Source organism: Halosimplex halobium, from assembly GCF_051414055.1.
Taxonomy (GTDB): Archaea; Halobacteriota; Halobacteria; order Halobacteriales; family Haloarculaceae; genus Halosimplex; species Halosimplex halobium.
Map to the genome: position 1 here is coordinate 175,964 of NZ_JBLKNX010000003.1, position 24,204 is coordinate 200,167.

The 24,204-nt window shown below is 67.0% G+C and carries 34 protein-coding genes and 2 tRNA genes; 20 read left to right on the forward strand and 16 right to left on the reverse strand.

What is annotated here, in order from left to right; all coding sequences use genetic code 11:
• Window positions 1-2 precede the first annotated feature (2 nt).
• Both ACMGFG_RS03865 and ACMGFG_RS03870 read left to right on the forward strand, forming a co-directional pair.
• Window positions 3-953, forward strand: a complete 951-nt coding sequence (locus ACMGFG_RS03865; protein ID WP_436929037.1) for an AAA family ATPase — start codon at window positions 3-5, stop codon at window positions 951-953.
• A 49-nt stretch (window positions 954-1,002) separates the two neighbouring features.
• Window positions 1,003-1,869 carry a DUF58 domain-containing protein gene (locus tag ACMGFG_RS03870; RefSeq protein WP_436929038.1) on the forward strand — a complete coding sequence of 289 codons (867 nt, stop codon included), beginning with the start codon at window positions 1,003-1,005 and terminating at the stop codon, window positions 1,867-1,869.
• Between the two features lie 25 nt (window positions 1,870-1,894).
• On the opposite strand, the gene hepT is transcribed toward ACMGFG_RS03870, so the two are convergent.
• The 6 genes from hepT to ACMGFG_RS03900 form a co-directional block, all read right to left on the reverse strand.
• On the reverse strand, window positions 1,895-2,323 hold the full coding sequence (hepT, locus tag ACMGFG_RS03875) for a type VII toxin-antitoxin system HepT family RNase toxin (protein WP_436929039.1): 429 nt from the start codon (window positions 2,321-2,323) through the stop codon (window positions 1,895-1,897).
• Window positions 2,316-2,747, reverse strand: a complete 432-nt coding sequence (mntA, locus tag ACMGFG_RS03880) for a type VII toxin-antitoxin system MntA family adenylyltransferase antitoxin (protein ID WP_436929040.1) — start codon at window positions 2,745-2,747, stop codon at window positions 2,316-2,318. The genes hepT and mntA overlap by 8 nt, the downstream gene beginning before the upstream one ends.
• Before the next feature lie 146 nt (window positions 2,748-2,893).
• Window positions 2,894-3,070, reverse strand: a tRNA-Trp gene (locus ACMGFG_RS03885).
• A 54-nt stretch (window positions 3,071-3,124) separates the two neighbouring features.
• Window positions 3,125-3,352, reverse strand: a complete 228-nt coding sequence (locus ACMGFG_RS03890; protein ID WP_135363546.1) for a DUF5795 family protein — start codon at window positions 3,350-3,352, stop codon at window positions 3,125-3,127.
• Between the two features lie 70 nt (window positions 3,353-3,422).
• On the reverse strand, window positions 3,423-4,331 hold the full coding sequence (locus tag ACMGFG_RS03895; protein WP_436929041.1) for a DUF5794 domain-containing protein: 909 nt from the start codon (window positions 4,329-4,331) through the stop codon (window positions 3,423-3,425).
• A gap of 4 nt (window positions 4,332-4,335) precedes the next feature.
• Window positions 4,336-4,557 (reverse strand): hypothetical protein, encoded by a 222-nt coding sequence (locus ACMGFG_RS03900; protein ID WP_436929042.1) that lies wholly within the window; start codon window positions 4,555-4,557, stop codon window positions 4,336-4,338.
• A gap of 268 nt (window positions 4,558-4,825) precedes the next feature.
• On the opposite strand from ACMGFG_RS03900, the gene guaB reads away from it, so the two are divergent.
• Window positions 4,826-6,310: an IMP dehydrogenase gene (gene guaB, locus ACMGFG_RS03905; RefSeq protein ID WP_436929043.1), complete on the forward strand. Its 1,485-nt coding sequence runs from the start codon at window positions 4,826-4,828 to the stop codon at window positions 6,308-6,310.
• Window positions 6,311-6,337: 27 nt separating this feature from the next.
• Here guaB and ACMGFG_RS03910 read toward each other — a convergent pair whose 3' ends face one another.
• Complete coding sequence (locus ACMGFG_RS03910; protein ID WP_436929044.1) at window positions 6,338-6,466, reverse strand: hypothetical protein; 129 nt, start codon at window positions 6,464-6,466, stop codon at window positions 6,338-6,340.
• Window positions 6,467-6,567: 101 nt separating this feature from the next.
• On the opposite strand from ACMGFG_RS03910, the gene ACMGFG_RS03915 reads away from it, so the two are divergent.
• The gene (locus ACMGFG_RS03915; RefSeq protein ID WP_436929045.1) at window positions 6,568-6,996 is read left to right on the forward strand and encodes a GNAT family N-acetyltransferase; all 429 of its coding nucleotides are present in this window, start codon (window positions 6,568-6,570) and stop codon (window positions 6,994-6,996) included.
• 98 nt (window positions 6,997-7,094) lie between these two features.
• On the opposite strand, the gene ACMGFG_RS03920 is transcribed toward ACMGFG_RS03915, so the two are convergent.
• Complete coding sequence (locus tag ACMGFG_RS03920; protein WP_436929046.1) at window positions 7,095-7,820, reverse strand: molybdenum-dependent transcriptional regulator; 726 nt, start codon at window positions 7,818-7,820, stop codon at window positions 7,095-7,097.
• Window positions 7,821-7,885: 65 nt separating this feature from the next.
• On the opposite strand from ACMGFG_RS03920, the gene ACMGFG_RS03925 reads away from it, so the two are divergent.
• The 4 genes from ACMGFG_RS03925 (at window position 7,886) to ACMGFG_RS03940 (ending at window position 11,242) form a co-directional block, all read left to right on the forward strand.
• Window positions 7,886-8,893 (forward strand): extracellular solute-binding protein, encoded by a 1,008-nt coding sequence (locus ACMGFG_RS03925; RefSeq protein ID WP_436929047.1) that lies wholly within the window; start codon window positions 7,886-7,888, stop codon window positions 8,891-8,893.
• Entirely contained in the window at window positions 8,868-9,662 is a 795-nt protein-coding gene (locus tag ACMGFG_RS03930; RefSeq protein WP_436929048.1) for a molybdate ABC transporter permease subunit, read from the forward strand. The genes ACMGFG_RS03925 and ACMGFG_RS03930 overlap by 26 nt, the downstream gene beginning before the upstream one ends.
• Before the next feature lie 82 nt (window positions 9,663-9,744).
• Window positions 9,745-10,176 carry a DUF5807 family protein gene (locus ACMGFG_RS03935; RefSeq protein ID WP_436929049.1) on the forward strand — a complete coding sequence of 144 codons (432 nt, stop codon included), beginning with the start codon at window positions 9,745-9,747 and terminating at the stop codon, window positions 10,174-10,176.
• 16 nt (window positions 10,177-10,192) lie between these two features.
• Window positions 10,193-11,242, forward strand: coding sequence for a phosphotransferase family protein (locus tag ACMGFG_RS03940; protein WP_436929050.1), 1,050 nt, complete (start codon window positions 10,193-10,195; stop codon window positions 11,240-11,242).
• Between the two features lie 2 nt (window positions 11,243-11,244).
• Here ACMGFG_RS03940 and ACMGFG_RS03945 read toward each other — a convergent pair whose 3' ends face one another.
• Both ACMGFG_RS03945 and ACMGFG_RS03950 read right to left on the reverse strand, forming a co-directional pair.
• Window positions 11,245-12,336 carry a DHH family phosphoesterase gene (locus ACMGFG_RS03945; protein ID WP_436929051.1) on the reverse strand — a complete coding sequence of 364 codons (1,092 nt, stop codon included), beginning with the start codon at window positions 12,334-12,336 and terminating at the stop codon, window positions 11,245-11,247.
• Between the two features lie 122 nt (window positions 12,337-12,458).
• Window positions 12,459-12,908 (reverse strand): universal stress protein, encoded by a 450-nt coding sequence (locus tag ACMGFG_RS03950; protein WP_436929052.1) that lies wholly within the window; start codon window positions 12,906-12,908, stop codon window positions 12,459-12,461.
• A 159-nt stretch (window positions 12,909-13,067) separates the two neighbouring features.
• On the opposite strand from ACMGFG_RS03950, the gene ACMGFG_RS03955 reads away from it, so the two are divergent.
• Window positions 13,068-13,505, forward strand: coding sequence for a universal stress protein (locus ACMGFG_RS03955; RefSeq protein ID WP_436929053.1), 438 nt, complete (start codon window positions 13,068-13,070; stop codon window positions 13,503-13,505).
• 30 nt (window positions 13,506-13,535) lie between these two features.
• Here ACMGFG_RS03955 and ACMGFG_RS03960 read toward each other — a convergent pair whose 3' ends face one another.
• From ACMGFG_RS03960 to ACMGFG_RS03975, 4 genes are all read right to left on the reverse strand, one after another.
• Window positions 13,536-14,063: a GNAT family N-acetyltransferase gene (locus tag ACMGFG_RS03960; protein ID WP_436929054.1), complete on the reverse strand. Its 528-nt coding sequence runs from the start codon at window positions 14,061-14,063 to the stop codon at window positions 13,536-13,538.
• The gene (locus tag ACMGFG_RS03965) at window positions 14,060-14,425 is read right to left on the reverse strand and encodes a universal stress protein (RefSeq protein ID WP_436929055.1); all 366 of its coding nucleotides are present in this window, start codon (window positions 14,423-14,425) and stop codon (window positions 14,060-14,062) included. Before ACMGFG_RS03965 ends, ACMGFG_RS03960 begins: the two co-directional genes overlap by 4 nt.
• 132 nt (window positions 14,426-14,557) lie before the next feature.
• On the reverse strand, window positions 14,558-16,504 hold the full coding sequence (locus ACMGFG_RS03970) for an ABC transporter ATP-binding protein (RefSeq protein ID WP_436929056.1): 1,947 nt from the start codon (window positions 16,502-16,504) through the stop codon (window positions 14,558-14,560).
• Between the two features lie 102 nt (window positions 16,505-16,606).
• Window positions 16,607-17,122: a DUF192 domain-containing protein gene (locus tag ACMGFG_RS03975; RefSeq protein ID WP_436929057.1), complete on the reverse strand. Its 516-nt coding sequence runs from the start codon at window positions 17,120-17,122 to the stop codon at window positions 16,607-16,609.
• 89 nt (window positions 17,123-17,211) lie between these two features.
• On the opposite strand from ACMGFG_RS03975, the gene ACMGFG_RS03980 reads away from it, so the two are divergent.
• Window positions 17,212-17,285, forward strand: a tRNA-Val gene (locus ACMGFG_RS03980).
• A gap of 208 nt (window positions 17,286-17,493) precedes the next feature.
• Here the strand turns inward: ACMGFG_RS03980 and ACMGFG_RS03985 are convergent.
• Complete coding sequence (locus tag ACMGFG_RS03985) at window positions 17,494-17,661, reverse strand: hypothetical protein (protein WP_436929058.1); 168 nt, start codon at window positions 17,659-17,661, stop codon at window positions 17,494-17,496.
• A gap of 87 nt (window positions 17,662-17,748) precedes the next feature.
• On the opposite strand from ACMGFG_RS03985, the gene ACMGFG_RS03990 reads away from it, so the two are divergent.
• Both ACMGFG_RS03990 and ACMGFG_RS03995 read left to right on the forward strand, forming a co-directional pair.
• Window positions 17,749-18,306, forward strand: a complete 558-nt coding sequence (locus ACMGFG_RS03990) for an SWIM zinc finger family protein (protein ID WP_436929059.1) — start codon at window positions 17,749-17,751, stop codon at window positions 18,304-18,306.
• A gap of 140 nt (window positions 18,307-18,446) precedes the next feature.
• Entirely contained in the window at window positions 18,447-18,905 is a 459-nt protein-coding gene (locus ACMGFG_RS03995) for a hypothetical protein (protein WP_436929060.1), read from the forward strand.
• Between the two features lie 78 nt (window positions 18,906-18,983).
• On the opposite strand, the gene ACMGFG_RS04000 is transcribed toward ACMGFG_RS03995, so the two are convergent.
• Window positions 18,984-19,325 (reverse strand): hypothetical protein, encoded by a 342-nt coding sequence (locus tag ACMGFG_RS04000; RefSeq protein ID WP_436929061.1) that lies wholly within the window; start codon window positions 19,323-19,325, stop codon window positions 18,984-18,986.
• A gap of 216 nt (window positions 19,326-19,541) precedes the next feature.
• Between ACMGFG_RS04000 and ACMGFG_RS04005 the strand changes: the two genes are divergently transcribed.
• The 8 genes from ACMGFG_RS04005 to ACMGFG_RS04040 all read left to right on the forward strand — a co-directional run bounded on the left by ACMGFG_RS04005 (window position 19,542) and on the right by ACMGFG_RS04040 (window position 24,161).
• On the forward strand, window positions 19,542-20,420 hold the full coding sequence (locus tag ACMGFG_RS04005) for a hypothetical protein (protein ID WP_436929062.1): 879 nt from the start codon (window positions 19,542-19,544) through the stop codon (window positions 20,418-20,420).
• On the forward strand, window positions 20,417-20,923 hold the full coding sequence (locus tag ACMGFG_RS04010; RefSeq protein ID WP_436929063.1) for a hypothetical protein: 507 nt from the start codon (window positions 20,417-20,419) through the stop codon (window positions 20,921-20,923). The genes ACMGFG_RS04005 and ACMGFG_RS04010 overlap by 4 nt, the downstream gene beginning before the upstream one ends.
• 96 nt (window positions 20,924-21,019) lie before the next feature.
• On the forward strand, window positions 21,020-21,520 hold the full coding sequence (locus ACMGFG_RS04015; RefSeq protein WP_436929064.1) for a hypothetical protein: 501 nt from the start codon (window positions 21,020-21,022) through the stop codon (window positions 21,518-21,520).
• Window positions 21,520-22,104, forward strand: coding sequence for a hypothetical protein (locus ACMGFG_RS04020; RefSeq protein WP_436929065.1), 585 nt, complete (start codon window positions 21,520-21,522; stop codon window positions 22,102-22,104). The genes ACMGFG_RS04015 and ACMGFG_RS04020 overlap by 1 nt, the downstream gene beginning before the upstream one ends.
• Window positions 22,101-22,382, forward strand: coding sequence for a hypothetical protein (locus ACMGFG_RS04025; RefSeq protein ID WP_436929066.1), 282 nt, complete (start codon window positions 22,101-22,103; stop codon window positions 22,380-22,382). Before ACMGFG_RS04020 ends, ACMGFG_RS04025 begins: the two co-directional genes overlap by 4 nt.
• Window positions 22,379-23,164 carry an ATP-binding protein gene (locus tag ACMGFG_RS04030; RefSeq protein ID WP_436929067.1) on the forward strand — a complete coding sequence of 262 codons (786 nt, stop codon included), beginning with the start codon at window positions 22,379-22,381 and terminating at the stop codon, window positions 23,162-23,164. Before ACMGFG_RS04025 ends, ACMGFG_RS04030 begins: the two co-directional genes overlap by 4 nt.
• Window positions 23,161-23,313: a hypothetical protein gene (locus tag ACMGFG_RS04035; RefSeq protein WP_436929068.1), complete on the forward strand. Its 153-nt coding sequence runs from the start codon at window positions 23,161-23,163 to the stop codon at window positions 23,311-23,313. The genes ACMGFG_RS04030 and ACMGFG_RS04035 overlap by 4 nt, the downstream gene beginning before the upstream one ends.
• A 122-nt stretch (window positions 23,314-23,435) precedes the next feature.
• The gene (locus tag ACMGFG_RS04040) at window positions 23,436-24,161 is read left to right on the forward strand and encodes a hypothetical protein (protein ID WP_436929069.1); all 726 of its coding nucleotides are present in this window, start codon (window positions 23,436-23,438) and stop codon (window positions 24,159-24,161) included.
• The last annotated feature ends 43 nt before the right edge of the window (window positions 24,162-24,204 follow it).

Genomic DNA, 24,204 nt, shown 5'->3' on the forward strand with positions numbered 1-24,204 from the left:
TCATGCAAGACGAACCCGACACGGACGACGTGGACGCACTGCAGCGGAAACTCGCGACGGCCCGCGAGGAGGTCGGCGAGCGGATCGTCGGCCAGCGAGACGTGCTCGAAGGGCTCTTCGTGTGCATCCTCGCCGACGGCAACGCCCTGCTCGAATCGAACCCCGGGCTCGGCAAGACCACCATGGTCCGCACCCTCGCCGAGGTGACCGACCTGGCGTTCTCGCGGATCCAGAACACCCCCGACCTGATGCCCTCGGACATCACCGGCACGGAGATCATCCGCGAGACCGACGACGGCCGGGAGTTCGTCTTCGAGAAGGGGCCCGTCTTCGCCAACGTCGTGCTCGCCGACGAGATCAACCGGGCGACGCCGAAGACCCAGGCCGCGCTTCTGGAGGCGATGCAGGAGCGACAGGTGACCGCCGGCGGCGACACCTACGAGTTGCCCGACCCCTTCTTCGTCCTCGCGACGCAGAACCCCATCGACCAGGGCGGCACCTACGCCCTCCCGGAGGCCCAGACCGACCGCTTCATGCTCAAACTGCTGGTCGACTACCCCGGGGCCGACGAGGAGCGAGACATCGTCGATCTCTACACCAGCCGCAGCCAGCAGGTGCCCGTCGAGCGGGTGCTCACCCGCGCGGAGATCCGCGAGGCCCAGGAACTCGTCCGCGAGGTACCCATCGCCGAGGACCTGCGCGACCGCGCCATCGACCTCGTCCGGCGGACCCGCGAGGCCGAGGAAGTGGAGTTCGGCGCCAGCCCGCGGGCGAGCATGGCGCTGGTCGTCGCCTCGAAGGCCAGAGCCTTCCTCCGCGGCCGGAACCACGTCGCCGAGGAGGACATCGAGGCGCTCGCCGCGCCCGTCCTCCGGCACCGCATCATCCTCGACTTCCGCGCCGAACGAGACGGACAGACCCCCGACGACGTGGTCGCCGACCTGCTCGAATGACGCCTACCGTGCGACGGGCCGCCGTCCCCGACACCCCGGAGGCCACGCGATGACCATCGACCCGGACTTCCTCGACGAACTCGACCGCTTCGACGCGGCACTGGACCGCGAGACCGCCGCCCTCCGCCAGGGCGAACAGCAGTCACCGCGCGTCGGCGAGGGGCTCACCTTCAGCGACTACCGGCGGTACTCCCCCGGCGACGACACCCGCCTCGTCGACTGGAAGCTGTTCGCCCGCACCGAGGAGTACTACATCAAGCAGTTCGAGGAGGAGCGCAACCTCACGGTCCACGTGCTCCTCGATTCCTCCGCGTCGATGGACTACGGAGAGGGCGCGGCCCACAAGTTCGAGTACGCCGCGAAGATCGGACTCGGCTTCTGCTATCTCACCGCCGAGGAGCACAACGACTTCCGCTTCTCGACGATGGGCGAGCGCTCCGAGCGGCTGGACACAGGGCGGTCGAACCGCGGCGAGGTGCTCGCACTGATCGACCAGGTCAACGGGCTCGACCCCGAAGGCGAGGCGGACTTCGAGGCGGTGCTCGAAGCCTACGCCGACCGGATCCGCTCGCGGTCGCTCGTCGTCGTGTTGACCGACTGCCTGGCCGAGCCCGAGGCGATCGAATCGGGCGTGTCGGCGCTGGCGCGCAACGAGGTCGACGTGTTGCTGGTGCGGGTGATGGCCCCCGACGAGCGCGACCCCGACGTGGTGGGCGACGCGCTGTTCGCGGACCCCGAGAGCGAGACGACCCGCCGGTCGTACTTCAGCCAGTCGCTGGCCGACACGTATCGGTCGCGGCTGGACGCCCACGTCGACGAGGTGAAGAATCGAGTGACCGGACTGGGCGCCGACCACGTACTGGTCGACACCGGCGACGAGTACTTCGATTCGTTCGCGAGCGTGTGGCTGGGGTAAGTCCATGCCGATCGCGTGTAGTCGGTCACCCGCCGTCTCGGAACCACCGAGCGACCTGCCGGCTGAACGAATCGTACACGGTGAGACCGGTCTGGAGCGTCTCGTACACTTCGGCATGATCGACGTGCCCGTATTGGTGAGCGAGTACGTTCCTGAAACCGACTGCAGCGACTAGCGTCGTCGCCGTCTCTTCGTCGACGACTCCTTCCCGATGGAGCGTCTGAACTGCTCCCTTAGCCGTAGTGCCGTCGAAATCGAAGTCCTGCGTGGCGATGTGTTGAGCGAGGTCGGAACTGGCCTGGATAGCGTTCTCGAACATCCGCTCGACGGCGCGCTGCTCTGTGGTATCCCGGAGGAACTCGTCCCGTGATAGCGTCTGCTGCTTTTCTTTCAGTTCGCCGTGATACTGCTCGATCTGTTCGAGCTTCGTCGAGACGATCCGTTCGTCAGCCACGCAGTCCGTCCTCCGCGATCCGGTCGATTACACCGTGCTGGCGATCTCGAAGCGTGTCGCGCTGTTCGGCGAAGGTCGCTTCGACGTCCGCCTTGAACCGCTCGAACTCCCGTTCGTCCCCGCAGAGAAACCTCCCGTTGACGGCGTCCCGTGCGAGGTCCACCGGGAGCGACTCGATGTCCGAGAGGTCGACGAAAGGAGCGTCTTCGCGCTGGAGGTCGCCGGACAGGAAGCACCGCTTTTCGAACCGCTGGCGGTCGGAAAGGTCGTCGGAGAACCTGACTGCGACGTCGATATCGGACGACTGAGTCGGTTCGCCCTCGACCTGCGACCCAAACGCTACCGCGAACTCGACCGCCGGATCGGAGCAGAGCGACTTCTCGAAGTCATCGAGTACCGAAGATGGTCCGCCACTCCCGCTCATACGTCAAACGACGGCGCATCGTCACAAAAGAATTCCGCCGTTACATCCTCTTGAACGCCACCCGACAGTCAGAGCGTTCGCTTGAGAGGGCTGATTGTAGAGTGAACGTCAAGCGGCAAACAGAGCCGCTTTACTTTTATACGGTATGGGGTCGGAGGGATTTGAACCCCCGATCGACTGATATCTCCGGTAGCGCCTCGGAACCCCAGAGGGTCATCACAGGGTCAGTGATCAGCCGACCCGTTCAGTATATCAGCTGGAGTGTCGTCCCGGGCGCCGTTGCCTCTGGAGTCAGTCGCCATGCCGGACTTGGCCACGACCCCGCCTGCATCACCGGATAAGCCCAATTCCACTAAAGGGGTTTCGGTCTCCCGTAGTCAGTCCTCGTCGGTCTCGGCCCAGTCGCACTCCTGGCACTTGTAGCCCGTGACGAAGGAGGTGACGCCGGGCATGTAGCCGACTTTCAGCACGTTCTCGCCGCACTCGGGGCAGTCCCGGTCGGCGTCCTCGATGGCCTCGGCGTCCATGACCGACTCGCCCTCGATCAGTTCGGCCAGGCGCTTGGGGGTGACCATCCGCCCCTGCACGACGCGATTGTCTGCCATACCCGTACGTCGCCGCGCCCGCCCGTAAGCCCTCTGCTTCCGGACGCCCTGCGCGGGAGGGGACACAGGCTCACAGCCAGGGCGCGCGTTCGTCCTCGGCGGTGACGTAGTCGGAGACGCGGCCGGGGACCGATTCCGACTCGTCGTCGGCCGGGTCCTCCGGTTGCGCTTCGGCGTCCTCGGGTTCGCCGCCGTCGGCGACCGCGGGGTCGTCGGACACGTCGCCCGGAACGCCGTCGTACTCGCGGTCGCCGTCGGGGTCGAAGGCGAACAGCGCGGTGACGCACAGCACCGCCAGCGCGATGGGGGCGTCGCCCGGGACCAGACCGAAGATAGACAGCGGGAGGACGCCGAGCGCGACCGCGCTGCCGAAGCGGAAGCGGTCGATGTCGACGACGGCGCGGAGCCACGGCCCGAGTAGCGCGACGAGGAGGGCGAAGCCGACGCCGACGCCGGCCGCGGCGACCGCCCGCGCGACGAGTTCGGGGTCGGTCGTCACCGACAGCGAGAGGCCGCTCGGGTCGAAACTCGCGACGAGCCCGAGGGCGATGACGATCGCCGGACGGGGGAGGTACTCGCCGACGCGGGCGCTGGCGGTCTTCGCGGCGACGGTCAGGATGACGAGGCCCGCGAACCGGGAGAACACCGGCATGTTCAGCATGTCGCGGATGGTCGGCGCCAGCGCGGCCTCGACGGCGGCGACCGGGATCAGCACGGCGCCGACGGCGAGGATGGCGGTCGCGACCTCACGGCGGGAGCCGTCCATCTCGGCGAGGACGACGGCGACGGTCGCGCTGCCACCGAAGATGAGCAGGCCGACCTCGAGGATGCCGATAGGATCGCCGAGCGCGCCCGCGAGGACGAGCGCGGGGAAGATGCCGTCGACCAGCGGGAGACACATGATGGTCGCGAGGAGCTTCGTCGCACCGCCGACGCGCCGCTCGACGGTGAGTGCGACCGGGTGCTGGGAGCTACTCATGCGCTCAGCAGTGGCCGTCTCCCGTGGCCAGTGGGTGATCCGACCTCCGATACGGGCGTCGGCGGACGACCGCGGGCCGCCGCTTCGCGCCGAACGTCGAGGTCGATTTCACCCCGAAATTCCAGCCCCATGTAAAGAACTCGGCAGAAGCTTTCGTCGCGACGCCGGCGGCGTCGCTGGAAGTCTTCTGGCCGATGCCAGCGGTGGTGGGACTGGCGGAGTCCATATCTATCACTATTTTCCAGCCGAGTATAAGAATTGCGTGAGAGGCGGCCACATACGGCGCGATCCGGTCGAACAGCGGTCGGAAGGGACGAACCCGCGGACACGGCGGGCGAACTCATAGACGACCGAGGCAAATAGATCGTCGGGACAGCCGAACGGCCGTTCGGCATCAGCTTCGGATCGGTGGGCCGTGAGCTCGTGTCTCGGGAACGGCTGGCACGGAGCGGGCGTCTCGCAACGTTTTTGGGCCGGCGGGGGCGACGGTTTACATGGCGAACGATCCCGAACCTTTCTCGGAGAAACTCCGCGTACCGGAGGCGCTGACGTTCGACGACGTGCTCCTGCGGCCGAAGGAGAGCCGCGTCGAACCGGACGACGCCGACACGACGACACGGGTCTCGAAGAACGTCCAGCTGCAGGTGCCGGTGCTCTCGGCGGCGATGGACACCGTCACCGAGAGCGAGATGGCCATCGCGATGGCCCGGGAGGGCGGCCTGGGCGTCATGCACCGCAACATGGACGTCGACGAGATGGTCGCGGAGATCGAGCGCGTCAAGCGCGCCGACGAGCTCATCATCCGCGACGTGGTGACGGCCTCGCCGGACCAGACGGTCCGCGAGGTCGACGAGATGATGGCCCGCGCGGGCGTCTCCGGCGCGCCGGTCGTCAGCGACGACGACGAGGTGCTCGGGATCATCTCCGGCACGGACATCCGCCCGTACCTCGAAGTGGGCGAGTCCGACGAGGTGCGCGAGGCGATGACCGACGAGGTCATCACCGCGCCGGAGGACGTGACCCCTCGCGAGGCGCTGGAGCTCATGTACGAGCACAAGATCGAACGGGTCCCCATCGTCGACGACGGGGACCGGCTCATCGGGCTCATCACGATGCAGGGCATCCTCCAGCGCCGCGAGTACGACGCGGCCGCCCGCGACGAGGACGGCGCCCTCCGGGCGGGCGTCGCCGTCAGCCCGTTCGAGGCCGAGCGCGCGGAGGCCGCCGACGAGGCCGGCGCCGACGTGCTGTTCATCGACACGGCCCACGCGCACAATCTCAACGTCATCGAGGGCGCCCGCGAGATCAAGGAGTCCGTCGACGCCGACGTGGTCGTCGGCAACATCGGCACCCGCGAGGCCGCCGAGGCCGTCGTCGACTTCGCCGACGGCGTCAAGGTCGGCATCGGCCCCGGCTCGATCTGTACGACCCGCGTCGTCACCGGCGCCGGGATGCCCCAGATCACCGCCGTCGCGCAGGTCGCCGACGTGGCCAGCCAGCACGACGTGCCCGTCATCGCCGACGGCGGCATCCGCTACTCCGGCGACGCTATCAAGGCCGTCGCCGCGGGCGCGGACGCGGTCATGCTGGGGTCGTACTTCGCCGGCACCGACGAGGCGCCGGGTCGCGTCGTCACGATGAACGGCAAGAAGTACAAACAGTACCGCGGCATGGGCTCGGTCGGCGCGATGTCCGAGGGCGGCGGCGACCGCTACCTCAAAGAGGACGAGGAGGACGAGGAGTTCGTCCCCGAGGGCGTCGAGGCGGCGACCCCCTACAAGGGGTCGCTGGCCTCCGAACTCCACCAGCTCGTCGGCGGGATGCAGTCGGGCATGGGCTACGTCGGCGCCGAGACCATCCCCGAGTTCAAGGAGCGCGCCGAGTTCGTGAAGGTCTCGTCGGCGGGCCAGCAGGAGAGCCACCCCCACGACGTGATGATCACCGACGAGGCGCCCAACTACAGCCCCGACGACGCCTGACGGGGCGCGCCCGGACGCCGTTTTCGGTCAGTTCAGTCCCTTCCCTTCGGACAGACACCGAGGGCTGCAGTAGGTGTCGGTCGCCGCCCGAGCGCTGTCGTGCGCGACGAACGATTCGCCACACTGTTCGCACTCGTAGGTCTCGAAGTCCGACATACCACCCGCCGAGTAGGTGCGCGAACGGCAAAAAATCAACGGGGCTCCGTCGACGCGCCGCGACCGCAATTCTCAGGGCCGTCCGGCCCCGTCGCTCCCCCATGAGCGTCGACGTTCGCGTCGCCGGCGGCGAGGCGGACCGCGAGGCCGCCCTCGCGGTCCGGCGCGAGGTTTTCATCGAAGAACAGGGCGTCCCCGAGAACATCGAGATGGACGGCGAGGACGACGAGGCGGTCCACTTCGTCGCCGTCGACGACGACCCCGTCGGCGCGGCGCGGCTCCAGGAGGTCGACCCGGGCGTCGGCAAGGTCGAGCGTGTGGCCGTGCTCGCCGACCGCCGCGGCGAGGGGATCGGTCGGGCGCTGATGGACCGACTGGAGGCCGCCGCGGCCGACCGGGGGATCGACCGCCTCGTGATGCACGCCCAGACGCACGTCGAGGGGTTCTACGCGCGGCTCGGGTACGAACGGACCAGCGACGTGTTCGAGGAGGCGGGCATCGACCACGTCGAGATGGAGAAGGAGCTCTGATACGGATTATTGCAAGTCATTCCGGGATCGACCGCACGCAGTCGTGCGGTCGACCCGGTAAACGCTCCCAATAATCCGTATGAGCCGAGTCCCTGCCGTTACTCGCCGGTCCCGCGGTCCCGGTCCTCCCGCACGCCCGCACCGGGTGCGGCGGTCGCGCGCGTCGCGGTGGCCTTGAACGAGGCGACCACGTCAGCGCCCCGCTCCAGCCCGAGCCGTTCGAGACTCGTCTCGGTGACTCGCACCGCCAGCGGGTCGTCCGCGCCGACGTCGATACGCACGAGGGCCGTGCCGTCGCCGCGGTCGACGCCGATTACCTGCCCCCGGAAGCGGTTCCGGGCGCTCGTCACGTCACCTCTGGGAGCGCTCTCGGGGTCGTGTAGCGTCACCGCGTCCGAGCGGAAGGCTACCCGCACGTTATCGGCGTCGGTGAGCGCGAGCGCCCGGACCGTCCCGGCGTCGGTCTCGACGGTGGCGAGGTCGCCGTCCCGGGCCGCGACGCGGCCGTCGAGGACGAGCCGTTCGGTGGCAGCCGTCCCACCGAGCGCGGCCTGCAGGCGGTCGAACTCCGCGAGGAGTTCGCGTGCCTCGTCGGTCAGGCGACTGCCGCCGCCTTCGCTCCCGCCGCGGCGGCGCTCGACCAGCGGCCCGGCGGCGTCCTCCAGGTCGCCGATGCGGCCGTGGGCGCGCGAGTACGAGCGCCCGAGCGCCGAGGCGGCGGCGTTGAGCGACCCCTCCGCGGCAACCGCGCGCAACAGCGCCGCGTCCCGTTCGTCGAAGGTCTCCCCGCCGACCCGCAGGTGCGCCTCGAACCCCGCGTCCATACCCCACCCCTCGACTTCGCCGACCAAAATCGTTATGTCTCGACCGACACAACGTCGATATGTCTATGCCGACACAACGGTCGGCCGACGGGCGCGTCGGTTCTGCCGACGCCACCGATGCCGCCGACGCCCGGGTGGACGGCGAGGGAACCACCCGGCGCGGATTCCTGTCCGGGCTCGGCGCGACGGGAGCGGTCGGGCTGTCGGCGGGGCTGGGCGGCTGTGTCGGGAACGTGGGAGGCGTCGCCGGGGTGGGCGGCGAAGACGACGGCGAGCGGCCGGTGTCGGTTCTGGCCGCCGGGAGCCTCCAGTTGGCCTTCTCGGAGGGGCTGCGCGGGGCGGTCGACCGGCCGGTGCGCGTCGAGGCCCACGGTTCCGTGACGGTCGCGCGGCTCGTCGCCGAGGGCAAGCGCGACCCGGACATCGTCGCGCTGGCCGACACGGCGCTGTTCGACGGGCCGCTGGCCGCCGACTGGCACGCCGCGTTCGCCACGAACGCGCTCGTGGTCGCCTACGACGCCGAGAGCGAGGCCGGCCGCCGCGTCGGGACGGCCGACCGCTGGTTCGACCCGCTGCTCGCGGGCGACGCGACCCTCGGGCGGACGGACCCGGACCTGGACCCGCTCGGCTACCGCACGCTGTTCGCGCTCGCCCTCGCCGGCGAGTATTACGACCGGCCGGGCCTGCGCGACGTCCTCGTCGACCCGCGGGCCGTCTACCCCGAGACCACGCTACTCTCGCGGCTGGAGACCGGCGACCTCGACGCAGCGGTCGTCTACCGGAGCATGGCCGAGGATCGGGGCTACGACTACGTCGACCTCCCGGCCGAGATCGACCTGAGCGACCCCGCTCTGGCGGACACCTACGGAGCGGTCAGCTACGATCTCCCGACCGGCGAGACCGTGCGGGGCGCCCCCATCGCCTACGGCGCCGTCGCCCGGCGGGACGCCGAATGGGTCGCCGAAACGTTCCAGACGCTCGTCGGCGGCGGATACCTGGGCGACCACGGCTTCGCCGTCCCCGAGACGTTCCCCGAGTACAGTGGTGATGTCCCGCGTGCCCACCGCCCGTGAGTTCTCGCCGTGGGGTGCCACGGCGCCCGTTCTGGGTGGCGTCCTGCTCACTCTCTACACCGTCCCGGTCGCGTGGCTGCTCGTCGCCCAGCCGCCGGGCGCGGTCCTGGCGGCGCTCGACGCGCCGTTCGTCGTCGGCGCCGCCAGGAACACGCTCGTCTCGGCGTCGGTCAGCACCGCGCTCGCGACGCTGTTCGGCGTGCCGCTGGCCTACTGGCTCGCCCGCGCGCAGTTCCGCGGGCGGACGCTCGTCACCGCCGTCGTCGCCTTCCCGCTCGTGCTCCCGCCGGTCGTCAGCGGGATGGTCCTCCTGAGCGCCGTCGGGTCGGGTGGGCTCGGCGGCCTGCTCGGCGTCGAGGTCACCGGGACCTTCGCGGGTGTCGTCCTCGCCCAGACGTTCGTCGCCTCGCCGTTCGTCGTCCTCACCGCCCGGAGCGCGTTCGAACGCGTCGACGCTCACACCGAGGAGGCGGCCCGCACGCTCGGCGCGTCCGAGTGGAGGACCTTCCGGCGCGTGAGCCTGCCTCTGGCCCGGCGGGGGATCCTGGCGGGGGTCACGCTCGCGTTCGCCCGCGCGGCCGGCGAGTTCGGCGCGACGCTCGTGCTGGCGTACTACCCGCGCACGCTCCCGGTCCAGATCTGGGCCACCTTCCAGGGCCGCGGCCTCGACGCCGCCTACCCCGTGGCCGTCGTCCTCCTCGCGCTCGCCTCGGGCGCGCTGGTCCTCATCAACCTGCTCGGCGAGTCCGCGCCCGTCCTCCCCGAGTGAGCGGGGAGCGAGGCCGGCGAGCGGTCGGAGGCGCCGACCCGGAGCCGCGCCACTTTTCACCGCTCCCCGACTCTCGGCGGACATGAGCGACCGCGAGGAGTTCCTGGCCGGCGACCGGCCGGAGGACGTGTTCATGTACTTCGCCGACGACGCCGTCTCGGGGATCGACGCCCTGGCGGGCCACGGCGAGCGCGTCGACGACGGGGTCGTCCTCGTCGTCGAGGGCGACAGCGGCCGTAGCGCCTTCCAGCGCGCGACCGATCTGGACCCGATGGCCTTCGCCAAGCAGGCGATGCCCAACGAAGGGACCGTCGACGCCGACGCGACCGGCGGGGTCTGCCCGGATAGCGACGACACCGAGGGACCGCACGACGCCCGGTTCGTCTTCGCCTTCGCCGAGGAACAGAACGAGGAGGTCGAGGGACTCTACCAGGAGGGCGACGTGATCCACGCCTACGTCCAGTGTACCTGCGGCACCGCCTACTCCGAGAAGTGGCTCGCCGGCGAGAAGTGAGAGCTGACGCCCGGCGATGACCGACCCGAAGTACGGCCCCCGCGACCCGCTCTCGGACGAACAGGTCGCGACCGCCGTCGCCGCCCTCCGCGCTGACTGGACCGTCCTGAACGCCGAGCCGATGCCGGCCGGCAGCGACATCGTGTACGGTGTCACGGCCCGGGACGCGGAGGACCGACGGCGCGAGGCCGTGCTGAAGTGCTTCCGGAGGGACGGTCCGGCAGAGGGTCGGTCCCCGGAACGGTTCCTCGTCGAAGTCGACCTGCTCGAACTCGTCGAGCGGGAGACGGACATCCCCGTCCCGGCGGTCTACGGCACCTATCGCTCCCGGGACGGACTTCCCGCCCCCGCGTTCCTGATGGAGCGACTCCCCGGCGAACCGCCGCTCGGGGTCGCCGTCGACGGTCGGGCGGCCGTCGCGGAGCGACTCCTCCGCGAGTCCGGGCGACACCTCGCCCGGGTCCACGACCTGCGGTCGTTCGACGCGTTCGGCGACCTGGTTTCCGGGGACGGCAGTCCGGCCGTACGCGACGGTCGAGCGACGTGGCCCGACAGGCTGCGCGACATCGTCGACGACTCGCTCGACGGGCTGGTCGGTACGCGCTTCGCGGACCTGACGGGGCCGCTCCGCGAGTACGCCGACGGCCGGTTCGCCGACCTCGACCTCGCGGCCGACGCCGCGCTCCTGCACGGCGACTACCGACCCGGGAACCTGCTCGCCGACCCCGGGACGGGCGAGCCCACGGCCGTCCTCGACTGGGGCGCGGCGCAGGCCGGTGACCCCCGGTACGAACTGGCCTGGGCCGTCCGCGAGTTCTCCGGGCGGGCGCCCGTCGGTTCGGCCGCCCGGGAGCGCGTTCGCGAGGCGTTCATCGACGCGTACGAGGAAGGCAGGGAGGACGGGTTCGAGCGCGACGCGGCGTTCGAACGCCGGCAGTCGTTCTACCTCGCGGTCACGTGGCTGGTCGAGTGTCGGTGGTTCGACGCCTGGTGGGGCGGCGCGGACGAGTCCGCGCGCGAGGCGCGGGCCGACCGACTCCGGGAGAACGTGAGAAACCTGCGCTGAACTTACCGCTCGGTGTCGAGGCCTTCCTCGTCCTTGGGCGGGAGCGCGCGGAAGGCGTCGAGGATGGCCTGTTTCGCCACCGCGCCGCGGGTCGTCCAGTGGTGGGCGTAGTCGAGCATGTCGTCGTAGATGTCGGGCTTGCACCCCGCGGCTCGGGGGTGGCCGCCGCCGTTGACCTGCTCGGCGACCTCGTGGGCGCGCTCGAAGGTCTCCGAGCCGCGGATCGAGGCGCTGCCGGCCGGCTTGACGATCACGGAGGCGTCGGCGCCCTGCTGGCGCATCGCCTCGGCGACCTCGTTCTGCGAGCAGCGGCCGTAGGTGACGCCGACGGTCCACTCGCCGACCTCACGGAGTTCACCCCGCTCGACGGCCTTCTCGATCAGCGCCTCCTTCTCGACGCGCTCCTCTTCGAGGAACTGTTCGACGGCCTCGGGGAAGTCGACACCGTAGCGACGGATCACCCGGACGTACTCCTCCGGCTCGGCCCACATCGCGTAGTCGGCCAGGTCGTCGCTGCGTTCGTCCTCCTTGATCCACAGGTCGTGGTCGCGTGTGACCCGCGCGAGCGCCTCGAACTTCTCGGGGAAGCCGTAGTCGAGTTCGGCCAGCGCCACGTCGGTCGTGCAGACTTCGTCGGAGTCGCCGACGGTCAGGTCCACGCCGGCGGCCTCGACGGCGGCCGCGAGGTCGTCGTCCCACTGGTGGTGGTCGAACCAGCGGACCGTCGTCCGCTCGGCCAGCGCCTCGATCCCCTCGATGTCCCCCTCGCTGTCGGGACAGAGGTCACAGATGAAGACGACGGCGTCGTCGGGGGCGTACTCGACGGCCCACTCGATGCTCTGGCGGAGTTCGTGGGGCCCGGAGGGGACCAGAGCGGCGTCGTCGCCGTGGACCTCGCGGACGAGCGCGACGCAACCCAGCCCGTCGGCGTCGGTGTCGGCGATCACGACCGTCTCGGCGCCCGACAGCGCCTCGACGGCCTCGCTCTCCTTTTTCGTCTCCCGCAGCGAATCGGGGTAGAAGAAGCCCTCGCCCGGCAGGACCGACTTCCGTTCGAGCGGGAGCCGGTCGCCGTCGATGATCCGGTCGTCCATACGCCCGAGAGCGCCCGCGAGGGTATCAAGCCCCCGGTTGCGAACCCTGCCGGACTCGGTCGGAGTCCCCCGCGAGTACGGACCACCTCGCGCCCGCAGCGACGCCCGCCGTCGCCGGCTGCTCAGGCGTCGCCCGGCGCGACCTCGCCCTCGTCAAGCTGGCGGACGGTGAGCACGGGCCGGTCACAGCGGCGGACGACTGCCTCGGCGACGCTGCCGAGGACGAACCCGTGGTCGCCGTGGCGGCCGCGCGTCCCGAGCGCGACCGCGTCGGCGTCGACCTCCTCTGCGTAGTTGGTGATCTCGGTGCCCGGGCGGCCGTTGCGGACGGCCGTCTCGACCGACCCCTCGGTGCGCTCGCGCACGTCGTCGAGCGCCTCCTCGGCGGCGGCCTCCAGCGCGTCGACGAGTTCCTTCCTGAGTTCGTCCGGCGACGCCGCCACGTCCCCCCTGTCGACCACGTACAGCGCGTGGACCTCCGCCTCGAACTTGCCGGCGAAGTCCAGCGCCACGTCGACGGCCCGCGAGGCGCTGTCCGAGCCGTCGGTCGCGATGACCACCGTGTCGAACATGGTCGTGTGATCCGCGCCCAGTGATATAAACCACGCCATCCCCGACGCGGTCGCGCCCGGGTCGTCGCCTCGTCCCAGTGGTGTCGTCGTCGGAGCCGGGGCGGGCGGAGCGGTCCGACCCCGGTGTCTTTTTCCCCTCGCCCCACCGACACGGGAACAATGACGCTGGACATCGATCAGGTCCTCGTGCCGGTCGACGCGACGGACCAGGCCGAACAGGCCGTCCGCTACGGGCTCGCGATCGCCGACCGGTACGACGCGGCGGTGCACGTGTTGCACGTGATAGACGAACCGGTCAAGCGCGGGATCGAGACCGGCGAGGTCGACCCGGAAGCGGTCGCCGACGAACAGGTGTCGTTCGCCGACGACGCCGCGGAGTTCGCCGACGACGTGCCGGTCACCCACTCGACGGTCGTCGGCTTCTCCCGGTCGCGACTGCGCCAGCACCCCGGCAGCGCCATCCTCGACGTGGCCGAGGAGCTCCCCGCGGACTTCGTCGTCGTCCCCCGGGAACACGGGACCGAACCGGACGAGACGCTCGGCAAGTCCGCCCAGTACGTCGTCGAGTACGCCAGCCAGCCCGTCCTCTCGGTGTAGCGCGGGAGTCCGGAGACCGGTCGCGACCGTTCAGGACAGCCGGATCGCCATCTCCAGCTCGAAGCTCTCGGCGTTGCTCGTCTCGAAGCCGAGCTTCTCGTACAGCGCGATGGCGGGTTCGTTCCAGCGCTCGACGGTGAGCCACACCTTCTCGATGTCGGCCGCCCGGCCGGCCCCCAGCAACGCCTCCAGCAGCCTGGTGCCGATCCCCGCGCTCTGGTAGTCGCCGAGGACGAACACCGCGAGCTCGTAGGCGGCCTCCCGGTCGGGGACGAGGATGGCGTGGCCGACCGGCTCGCCCTCGTGGACAGCGACGACGTTGACCGACTCCTCCGAGAGGAGCGTGTCCAGCCACTCGCGGACGGCCTCTTCCTTGACCGGCGGGATGCCCTGCGCGCGGTCGGCCGGGTCGAACTCGTCGTACATCCCGACCAGCCGCTCGAAGTCGTCGACGCCGCTGCGTTCGATGCGGATCTCGCGGTCCTCGCCGTCGGTGAACTCGAGCGGGGGCTCCGGGAACGAGTCGGCCGGCTCGTCGGGGTAGGTGCGTCCGGTCATCGAACGAGAGTCACCGTCGTGTCGGCGTTCAGCAGGACGAACTCGGCGACCTCGCCGAGTTCGATCTTTCCCATCGGGCTGCGCTGGCCGCCCCCGATGACGATGCGGTCGAACCCCTCGCGCTCGGCGAACTGCGACAGCTGACTCCCCGGGTGACCCGGGAGCTGGGTCACCTCGGCGTCGAGGTCGGCGTCGGCGACCCGGTCGCGGATCCGCGACTCCACGTCGTCGACGTCGTAGTCCTCGGACGTGTCGAGGACGGCCACCGTCAGGTCGTCGCCCGCCTCGCGGGCGCGGGCCAGCGTCTCGTCGAGCGCGTCGAACCCGTCGGGACTCCCGCCCATGCCCAGGAGGACCTTCATACCCGACGGTGCCACGTCCGGACGCAAAAAGCTTCCCGCCTGCACCCGCCCGGTCGGGCCCACCACTGGCCCGAGCGGTCGGGCCCACCACGACCACCCCGCCCACGACCGCCACCTGGCCGCGCCCCCCGGTCAGTCGTCGTCGCCCGCTTCGGCCTCGGCGTCGGCCTCGACCTTCGAGCGGCGCCGCGCCGCCCGCTCGACGAACTCCTCGGGCAGTTCGTCGATCTCGCCCGCCTGGACCGCCCAGAGCTTCGCGTACAGCCCGTCCTCGGCCAGCAGCTCCTCGTGGGTGCCCCGCTCGACGATCCGGCCGTCCTCCAGCACGACGATCTTGTCCGCGTCCTTGATCGTCGACAGCCGGTGGGCGATGGCGAAAGTCGTCCGGTCGGCGGTCAGCTTGTCCAGCGAACGCTGGATGAGCATCTCCGTCTCCGTGTCCACGTCCGAGGTCGCCTCGTCGAGCACCAGGATGTCCGGGTCTTTGAGGATCGCCCGCGCGAGCGCGATGCGCTGGCGCTGGCCGCCCGAGAGTTTCACGCCTCGCTCGCCGACCTTCGTGTCGTAGCCCTCGGGGAGATTCTGGATGAACTGGTGGGCCTCGGCCATCTTCGCCGCCTCGACGATGTCCTCGCGGTCGGCGTCGAAGGTGCCGTACTCGATGTTCTCCTCGACGGTCCCGTAGAAGAGGAACGTCTCCTGGCTGACGTACCCCAGCGCCTGGCGCAGGCTCGGGATGGTCGCCTCGCGCAGGTCCGTCCCGTCGATGCGGATGGCGCCCTCGTCCACGTCGTACATCCGGAGCAGGAGCTTCATCACCGTCGACTTGCCGGCGCCCGTGGGCCCGACCAGCGCGACCGTCTCGCCGCCCTCGACGTCGAAGGTGATGTCCTCCACGATGGTCTCGGCCTCGGGGTCGTCCCCGTACCCGAAGCTCACGTCGTCGAACTCGACGCGCCCCTCCTCGACCGCGAGCGGCTCCGCGTCGGGGTCCTCGACGATCCGGCTCGGCGTGTCCATCAGGCCGAAGATGCGCTCGCTGGAGGCGTGGGCGCGCTGGTACATGTTGATTATCTGCCCGAACTGGGCCATCGGCCAGATGAACCGCTGGGTGTAGAGGATGAAGGCCACGAACGCACCAGAGCTGAGTTCGCCCGACAGCGGCCCGAGCGGTTCGCCGACCACCCAGAACGCGCCGACGACGAACGTCAGCACGAACCCGAGCCCCGAGATGAGCCGCAGCCCCGGGAAGAACTTGATCCGCGTGTCGATGGCGTCCCAGTTGGCGTCGAAGTAGTCCTCCGAGACGTCGTCGACGCGGTCGGACTCGAAGGTCTCGGTGTTGGCCGTCTTGATCACCTGGATGCCGCCGAGGTTGTTCTCCAGCCGGGAGTTGAGCTGGCCGACCGACGACCGCACGTCCGCGTACTTGGGCTGGATCACGTCGATGAACTTCTTCGTGAAGAAGGCGATGACCGGCACCGGCACCAGCGCGATGAGCGCGAGTCGCCAGTTCATCGAGAACAGGATGACCGAGATCCCCAGCACCATGATCGACAGCCGGAAGAAGGAGTTCATCCCGTCGTTGAGGAACCGCTCCAGCCGGTTCACGTCGTTCGAGAGGATAGACATCAGTTCGCCGGTCTGCTTGTCGGCGAAGAAGTCCATGTTGAGCCGCTGCATCTTGTCGTAGGTGTCCGTTCGCACGTCGTGCTGGATGTTCTGGGCGAAGGAGTTCCACCCCCAGTTGCGCGTCCAGTGAAAGCCCGCGCCGATCAGGAACGCGGCGGCGATGATGCCGACGGTCAGCCAGATCTGTCCGATCTGTGATTCGGGGAGCCACGACTGGGGGACCAGCCAGAGGCTGTACTGTTGCTCGCCGAAGATAGAGTCGATAGCGACCGCCAGCAAGAGCGGCGGGAGGAGGTCGAGGATACGCGCCGCGACGCTGCTGACGAACCCGACCACGAACTGGAAGGCGTTCTCCCGTCCGTACTCGGCGAACAGCCGTCGCATCGGGTAGTCGACCCGGTCGCGTACGTCCTCGAAGACCTCCTCCTCGTCGAGGTCTACACTCATCGCATACGCTCAGGGGACGAGGTTCCTAAAGCGCGTCGAAGCCGTGAGAAACGTTCCCGTATCGGAACACACCCCGAGAGCTACCCCACCCCTCCCACCGCCTCACCCGCTCACGTTGTGTGCCGATTCGGGGATCGCGATCCGGTCGCCCGCGTCGACGCCCGTGCGGTTGGCCCACCCGCGGGGCACCTCCAGCACCCACTTCCCGCGGCCGCGATAGGTCTTCTCGTAGCTCCCCTCCGGGATCGCCGCGTGGTGGATCGTCGTGACGCGCTCGTCGGCACCCAGGAAGACGATGTCCAGCGGGAATGCCATATCCCGCATCACGTACCCGTAGCTGTCCACTTCCTCGTGGACGAACAGCATCCCCTCCCCTGTCATCAGGTCGGTGGTGTTACTGAGGCCGAGGTAGCGCTTGGGTTCGGTGTCGGCGACCCGCGCCTCGACCGTCGCGAGTTCCGTCCCGTTCTCGTCGTAGGCCGTGACCGTCACCCGGTCGTAGCCGTCCGGGTCCGGCGGGTTCAGCTGGTAGAGCAGGCCGGACTGGACCGCGTAGACGCCCCCGACCACCACCAGGAGACAGGCCCCGAACCCCCAGACGATCCGACTGTCGACCATACGCGTCGGGAGGGCCGCCGCCGGCGTAAGCCTGCGGGTTCGACCGAGAGAGAAAGGGTTATTCCCACCCGGACGGAAAATCGTGGCGAGGGTTCGTGGTCTAGTTGGTTATGACGCGGCCTTTACAAGGCCGAGACCGGTGGTTCAAATCCGCCCGAACCCATCCAATTTATAACAATAGCGGCCTTCTGCGCCGCTTTTTCGGCCATTCCAGAAATCGTGGACTCGCCGCGATTCGGAGGTGGTCTTTTTGAAGCGCCCACTTCGCGAGACGACGATCTGTCAGTACTGCGGAACACCCATCATCGAAGATGGCCGGCCCTGTCCGAGCCGTCACTCGGGGGTGTGTCGCCCATGAGCGGTATTGACTCTCAGCGGAACCCCATCCACCTGGATATCTCATATAAGGATGCAACGGCCGTAACTAATACTCCAGTCAGTGTCAGAGACAGCAGTTCGAAGAAGGCACCGACAATTGAGAGCTGTAAACCAATCACCATCACCATCAGCTCACGGATTTGGGCGGCAGTCGCAGCCATATCTGTGGTTCAGAGCCTACACCGTTCAGTCTTTGGCCCGCCGATCAGTTGGTCACTACGTACGGATAGTGAGCAGGGGGTCGACCCATGAGTCTCGGCAGCCGCAGCTGGCAGCCGAGCGACGACCTCCCCGACCGACTCGGCGGTCCGGAAACGCTGTCGATGCCCGACGACTGGACGCTCTCGACGCCCTGGCAGCGGGCGCAGACGGAGCGCGACAGCGGCGGGCCCGTGAACGACGCCGAGCGCATGGTTCGCCTCAGCGACGGCGAGAGCGAACACAGAGTGACGTGGGCGCTGAAGGGGCGGACCCTGCTCGCCGACTGTTCCTGCAAGGGACACCAGTTCAACGACGGCTGGTGCGCCCACGTCGCCTCGCTGTGGTGGCAGTGGACCCGCGGCCGGATCGTCGTCTCCCACCTCGACACGGGCCGGAACTACCCAGAGCCACCAGCGTGGCTCGAACTCGACGACGACCCGAACCGCTACGACGATCTCACTTCTGCCGAACTCGACGCGCATCTGACCTGCGACCACGGTGAGATGGGCGTCCGCGAGTATGCCGACCTGAGCGGGCGCTCGCCCGGTACAGTCGGCAACCTGCTCCGTCGAGCCCGTGACTGCATGGGAGGTGTCGGCCGGTGACGCGCACGACCGCCCGCCCGCTAGCGCGAGTCCCGGTCAGCACCCCACGGGGGGCTGTCCTACATGTACCAACATCGGTGCCGATCCGCTCGCAATGTTGGGGTTTCGTCTCGTCTTACGCTGGGGGGTGCTGTTAGTACATGCCCGGCGGTTCCCAGCTCCACGACGAGGACGGGAGCGACAAGATCACCTTCCGGCTCCCCACTCGGCTGAAAGAGCAGTACAAACAGCAGGTGGACAACATGAGCGCCGACCTGGAGGGCTACGTCCGCCAGCAAGTCGACGCCCCCGACGACGAGGGCGAGGAGATCGAGCCGTGGGAAGAGCCCAAAGACCGGGACCTCGCTGTCGCCTACCGGACGCTGTGCAAGAAGCGCAACGAGAGCGGGATCGTCCGCGGTGAGACGGCGAAGAAGGCGCTCGCGCAGGCTGTGGGCGACGCCGACCAGGACCAGGCGGTCGTGTTGCTGCACAAGCTCGCTGAACGCGGCTACGTCCACCTCCAGAACGGGATGCCCCCGAGCGACTACCTGGCAGTGTACATCCGGCCATTCTCGAAGGCCGCCGCGACGGGAGGTGCGACTGTTCAGGCTGATTAACCCTTCTTTGGTGGTGCCACTCGCTAAGATATGGCCCCGACTATCGATGAGTTTCTGTGATGAACGGACGAACTCAATTCAGAATATCGCTGTTGTAAGCACCTCTCCGGGCGCCGGAACAATTCCGACTTTCCAGCCTACGACCCACAATATTAGCATCAGGACCAGCATCTCGACCAGTCCGATACCGTCTTGCGTACCGGAACCGTACTCACTTGGTTCGTGGTCAACCTCATCCGCGGTGGTAGGGTTGTCTATCGTGTCGAGAATAGAAGTATCATATTCCTCCAAGGTATTGCTGACATAGCTATCAGAGCAGCCGACATGGTCTGCAACTTCTGCATTGGACCATCGTGGGTGTTCGCGGACCGTATAGAGAATGGCCTGTTGAAGATCTGTTGGATTACTCACGTTGACCACCGGGACCCACTGAAACCAACCTGCATATATTTTCTAGTCCGATTCTGTTGCGATGGTAACAAAGTTGTGGTTAAACTGAATTTTAATCCACTCGTTGAGGCAACTTCCGATTTGCCGGCCGCAACCCTGGCCGTAGTCAGTCAATCACTCATTCAATTATTCACTCGTTGACAGTTTTTATTTCTAGGGTGCCCGTTGGTCGTTTCGGAGGCAGTTGTGACGACCATCGAGTTTGGAACGAAAACAGCGGCCGACGCCGTTCGAGACGAGCACAGCGACCACCTGTGTAGCGACGACGACAGGCGCCTCAAAGAGGTGGTCTTCGCGTCCGATACCCCCGACCACGTCATCGACCAGGCCCGGCAACAGGCCCTCGACTCCCGTGCCGAGCGGGAAGGGGGGTCTGGTCAGGCCCCCCTCTCCGACCACGAACGGGGGGAGATCGACTTCTCGGAAGCCCGCGCGTCAGTCCCTCACGCCCGTAGCGTGAAGGCGCTCGCAGCTTCCGAGGGGGTGTCCGATTGGCTGGCCCATTACGACCCCACCCTGACCGTCGACGAACACCGGGAGGTGATGGAACGAGCAGGCCGCGAGGGGGGTGGTCGCCGCCGCGAAGACAGCGAGACCCCCACCCAGAAGGCGGGTCGTGCCGCCCGTCGCACCCAGGACGAGGGGTGCGACCACGCCCGTGACCACTGCGAGCACGGGGACCCCGACGCGTGCGAGTTTCTGACCGACGCGTGCGGATACGACGAATCTGAAGTTTCTCGGCTGCTCGACGACGACCGGGCCGACGAGACCACCCTCGACGGGGGTGAAGACCAGGCGATCGAGGGGGCCGACGCGGGGGCCCTCGGACGGGCCTGGCAGGGGTACAAGGCCGCGGTGACCCGCCTCGACCAAGAGCTGCAGGATGCCGACGAAGCGAAGACCCACGCCGAACAGGCGGGGGCGGCGATCAACCGAATCCGCGAGCAGCACGGCCAAGAGCCGATTACTTTCGATCGGCTGGAAGACCTGAGCGACCGGCTCGAAGCGCGAGCACAGGACGCCCACGAGGGCGAACCACACGCAGAAGCGGCTTCTCAGACATGAGCGATCACCATTGCCCCGTAGAGGGGTGCGACTACGGCGAAGACGAACAGCAGGCCCTCGACTCGGTGAAGGGCCACATCAACGGCAGCGTCGACGACGACCACGACTGGAGCGAGCTGCGAGAGGAGGTGCGCGCACAGGCCGAAGACAGCGAGGAATCAGCAGAAGCGGACGAACAGGCAGCGAGCACCGAGGAAACAGACACGGAGGAGGACACCGACATGCCCAGCGAGGAGGAGTATCAGCAGCAGCACGAGGAACAGGACAGCGACGACGAAGAAACGGACGACGGCGACAGCGGCGGAGGGGGTCTGTCGCTCCCGTCGCTCGACCAGCGGACGATGATGCTTCTCGTCGGCATTCTCGGCGTGCTCGTGCTTCTCTACGTGGTCGCACAGCGCCGTAGCAGCGACGCGGAACCGCTCCCCGACTCGGAGACCACCGAGACGGAAGACGGCGGCCAAGAGTCCGACGACACCGAGGAGGTGTCCCTGATTGAGTAGAACCCTCTGCTACGTCTGTAACCAGCCCATCACGGGTGAGGTGCGACGAACGACGGCAGGGGAACCACGACACGAGGACTGTCCGGAGGGGACGGCATGAGCGCCGAAGAAGCCGAAGCGACCGCGGAGGAACAGCCCGACGCTGACGAGACGGCCGGCGACGACGACCTTCCCGAGATCGACGAGTCCGAGTTCGCCGACGCCGACCTCGACGAAATCGCCGACGAGGTGGAAGCCGAAGCCGGCGCCGACGGCGAGGAACCGGAGGGGGCAGCCGACGAGGAAGTCGAGGAAGCAGTTGAGGAGGCTGACGTAGCCGACGGCGATTCGTGGGGCGACATGTACGTCGGGACCCTCACGACGGTCAGCAACGCCATCATCGAGGAACACGGCACCGACGACGCCGACACGGTGGAGGAAGACCTCGCTCGCCAGCTCCATCTGGACGAGTACTTCGACGAGTGGATGCAGAGCCGCGGGAAATCGGACATGCCCCCCGAACAGGCCCTTCTCATCGGCACGACGATGTTCATGGTCGTGGTCGTCGGGACGAAGACAGACCTCGCCAGCAAGGCGCTACAGGAGGCGGATCTCTGATGTTCGGAAGCGGAATGGAACGATTCCAGCAACTTCGACAGGTGGCACAGGACCCGACCGAGAGCGAACTCGTGCAGGCCCTCGTGGAGATCCTTGTCGCCCTGGAGTTCCGGCAACTCCGGGCCGTGAAAGGGCTGCACGACTCGCTCGACATCGACGGCGTGCAGATCAACGCCGACGAAGAGGAGCGCGAGCAGCAACTGCTGGACCTTGTCGACGCCATCGCGAGCCGCGAGTTCAAGCGCTGGTGGTTCACCGACGTGGTCGGCGGGAAACTGGACAACGCAGACGACGCGATGGCCTACGCCGGGCTCGACGAGGGCAAGTGGGAGGAACAGAAACAGACGTGGGCGGACACCTGGCGCGAGCGCGGCGGCGAGAGTTTCTCCGAACACACCGACGAGGACCTCGCTCGCCTGCACGTAGAGCGGAAATTCGGTGTCTCGCTCCGGGAGTTCGAGCGCGAAGTCATCGAGTGGAGTCGGAAGGACGCCATGCGGACGATCCTCGCGGGGAACTTCGAGGCGGTCGAGGACGGGATCAACGCCGCGACGGCCACCGTCGAGGGAGGTGATTCGGCATGAGAGTAGACACTCGACGCCTCTCTGTGTCGGACTGGGTTTTCATCGGCTACGTGATCGGGCTGCTCGTCTGGTGGGTTTACGAGGCGGTCACGGCCGACCCGGACACCAGCTCCCGGACGTGGACCGAGCAGTCGATGACGCTCTCGGAGGATCACCTGCAGCGCCTCGAAGACGGCGACTCGGTGAAGCTCTCGCGCTGGCACGGCGGGGATCTCGTGCTCGACGGGACGATCGTCGTCGACGCCGGCCGACCCGAGGAGGGGCACAGCGACCCATGAATCTGTTACTTGCGGCGCAGTCTGGATGGGGTAAGTCGTTCAAATCGCAGCACGTCATGGAGGAGAACATCCCGGACTACGACCACGTCGTCGTCCTCGACTACAAGGACGAGTACCGGGGGCTTCCGAAGGCCGGCCTGACCAGCTGGTGGATCGCCGGGCCCCGCGAGATGGAGTGGTCGGCGTCCACCTGGCAGGAGTTCATCGAGGAGAACGAGAAGGTCGTGCTCGCACGTCACCAGCGGCTTCAGCCTGACCAGTGGCGGGAGATGTCTGCCCGAGTCGTCTCGGGTGCTCGCCGAACCGGAGACGTGCTGATCGTCATCGACGAGGCGCACTTCGTCGCCCCGCAGAAAAAGAAGGTCCCCGAGCCCATCACGGGACTGGCGACCACCGGGCGTGGTGAGGGTGCGTCTTCGATCTGGGTGACTCAGCGGCTCGCGAAGGCCGAGGAGGACGTAGCCAGCCAGTGCCAGGCCCGCCTACTCGGCGGCTTCGAGAGTTCCGCCGACCTGAAGAAGGTCGAGAAGATCACCGAGTACCCCGTCGACCTCCACAACCCGCAAGTTCGGACGGTTCCCCACGTCCCTGACGAGCTGGAACCGGACGGTCGGGAGGCGCCCGAGAGCCTACAGAAGCACGTCGACGGCGACGACACGGTCGGGTCCGAGTGGATCTACTCGGACAACGAGGGGACGCGAGAGCGGCGCAACACGCGCGGTTTGGCGGGCGAGATGACGAGCACCCACTACGGCAAGCAGGGCAAGGGGCTGAAAGTATGAGCGAGTTCCACGCAACACTGTACGGAGACGATGCAGAACGGGCGACACAGATGAAGGATCGGCTCGATCAGGAACTGCCGGGCTCGGTTGCCTCAAACGCCGAGATGGTACGGACACTACTTGACCTAGCAGAAGAAAGTCTGGAGTAGACACGATGAAGTTTCGCTTAAGATTGTACAGAATTTTGTGAAGAGACACATTGCAGTCGCGCTTACCGCCAGATATTCCAAACATATAGAAGCCTTGATGATAGAGGATACTTTTAATCGGTATGTCTCTTGAAGATATCGCCAGCACCTTTGAGAAGATAATTAACTCGGATTTTTGGCCGCAACGATTTGGAGCGAAGATTTTGATATTTCTCCTATCCGCAATTACCGTATTAGCATTCTCCTCAGCAACAGGGATAGTTCAAGGGACTACTGCTGTAGAAGTGGAAAGAGTTCAGGGTGAAACGACTATTTCAGAGGGGATGGATGAAGCTAGAATCTCGATCTCCTGTACGCCAACACAACAACATTCAAAAATAAATCAAAAGGTTCTACATTGTAGTTTCAGAAACCTCAAAAATGAATTTACTCCAGAGGAATTTATCGGAGTTCCAACTGATGCGATCACAGTTGTGTGGAGCCCGATTGGTGAAGGTGAGTCCTATTCGCAGACCAAAGTCAATCTTTCTCAGGCTTATGCCCCTTACACCGGTAGTGAGTTTCACATTCGGGCGCCCCCAGAGACAGGATGGTATGAACTAAAATTTGAACCACGTCAATCCGAGATCAATCTTAGCATAAACAGGGAGGAAGGTGGGGAGATGGTTTCATTTGAATTTGAGCAATCTGCTAAAGTGAATTCTGATAGCAGATATCGGGTCTACACCGAAGATGATCTCCTTTTCCGACAATATAACCATATCATCGTATTTTTCAGCCTATTGGTCCTAGTCCCTGGTTGGATCGCGGCGCTGAGGTTTGTCTATGATATCAATCAAAAGGACTGACCATCAAGTAGCATCTCGTAATCTTCAGCAGATTATTGTTTCA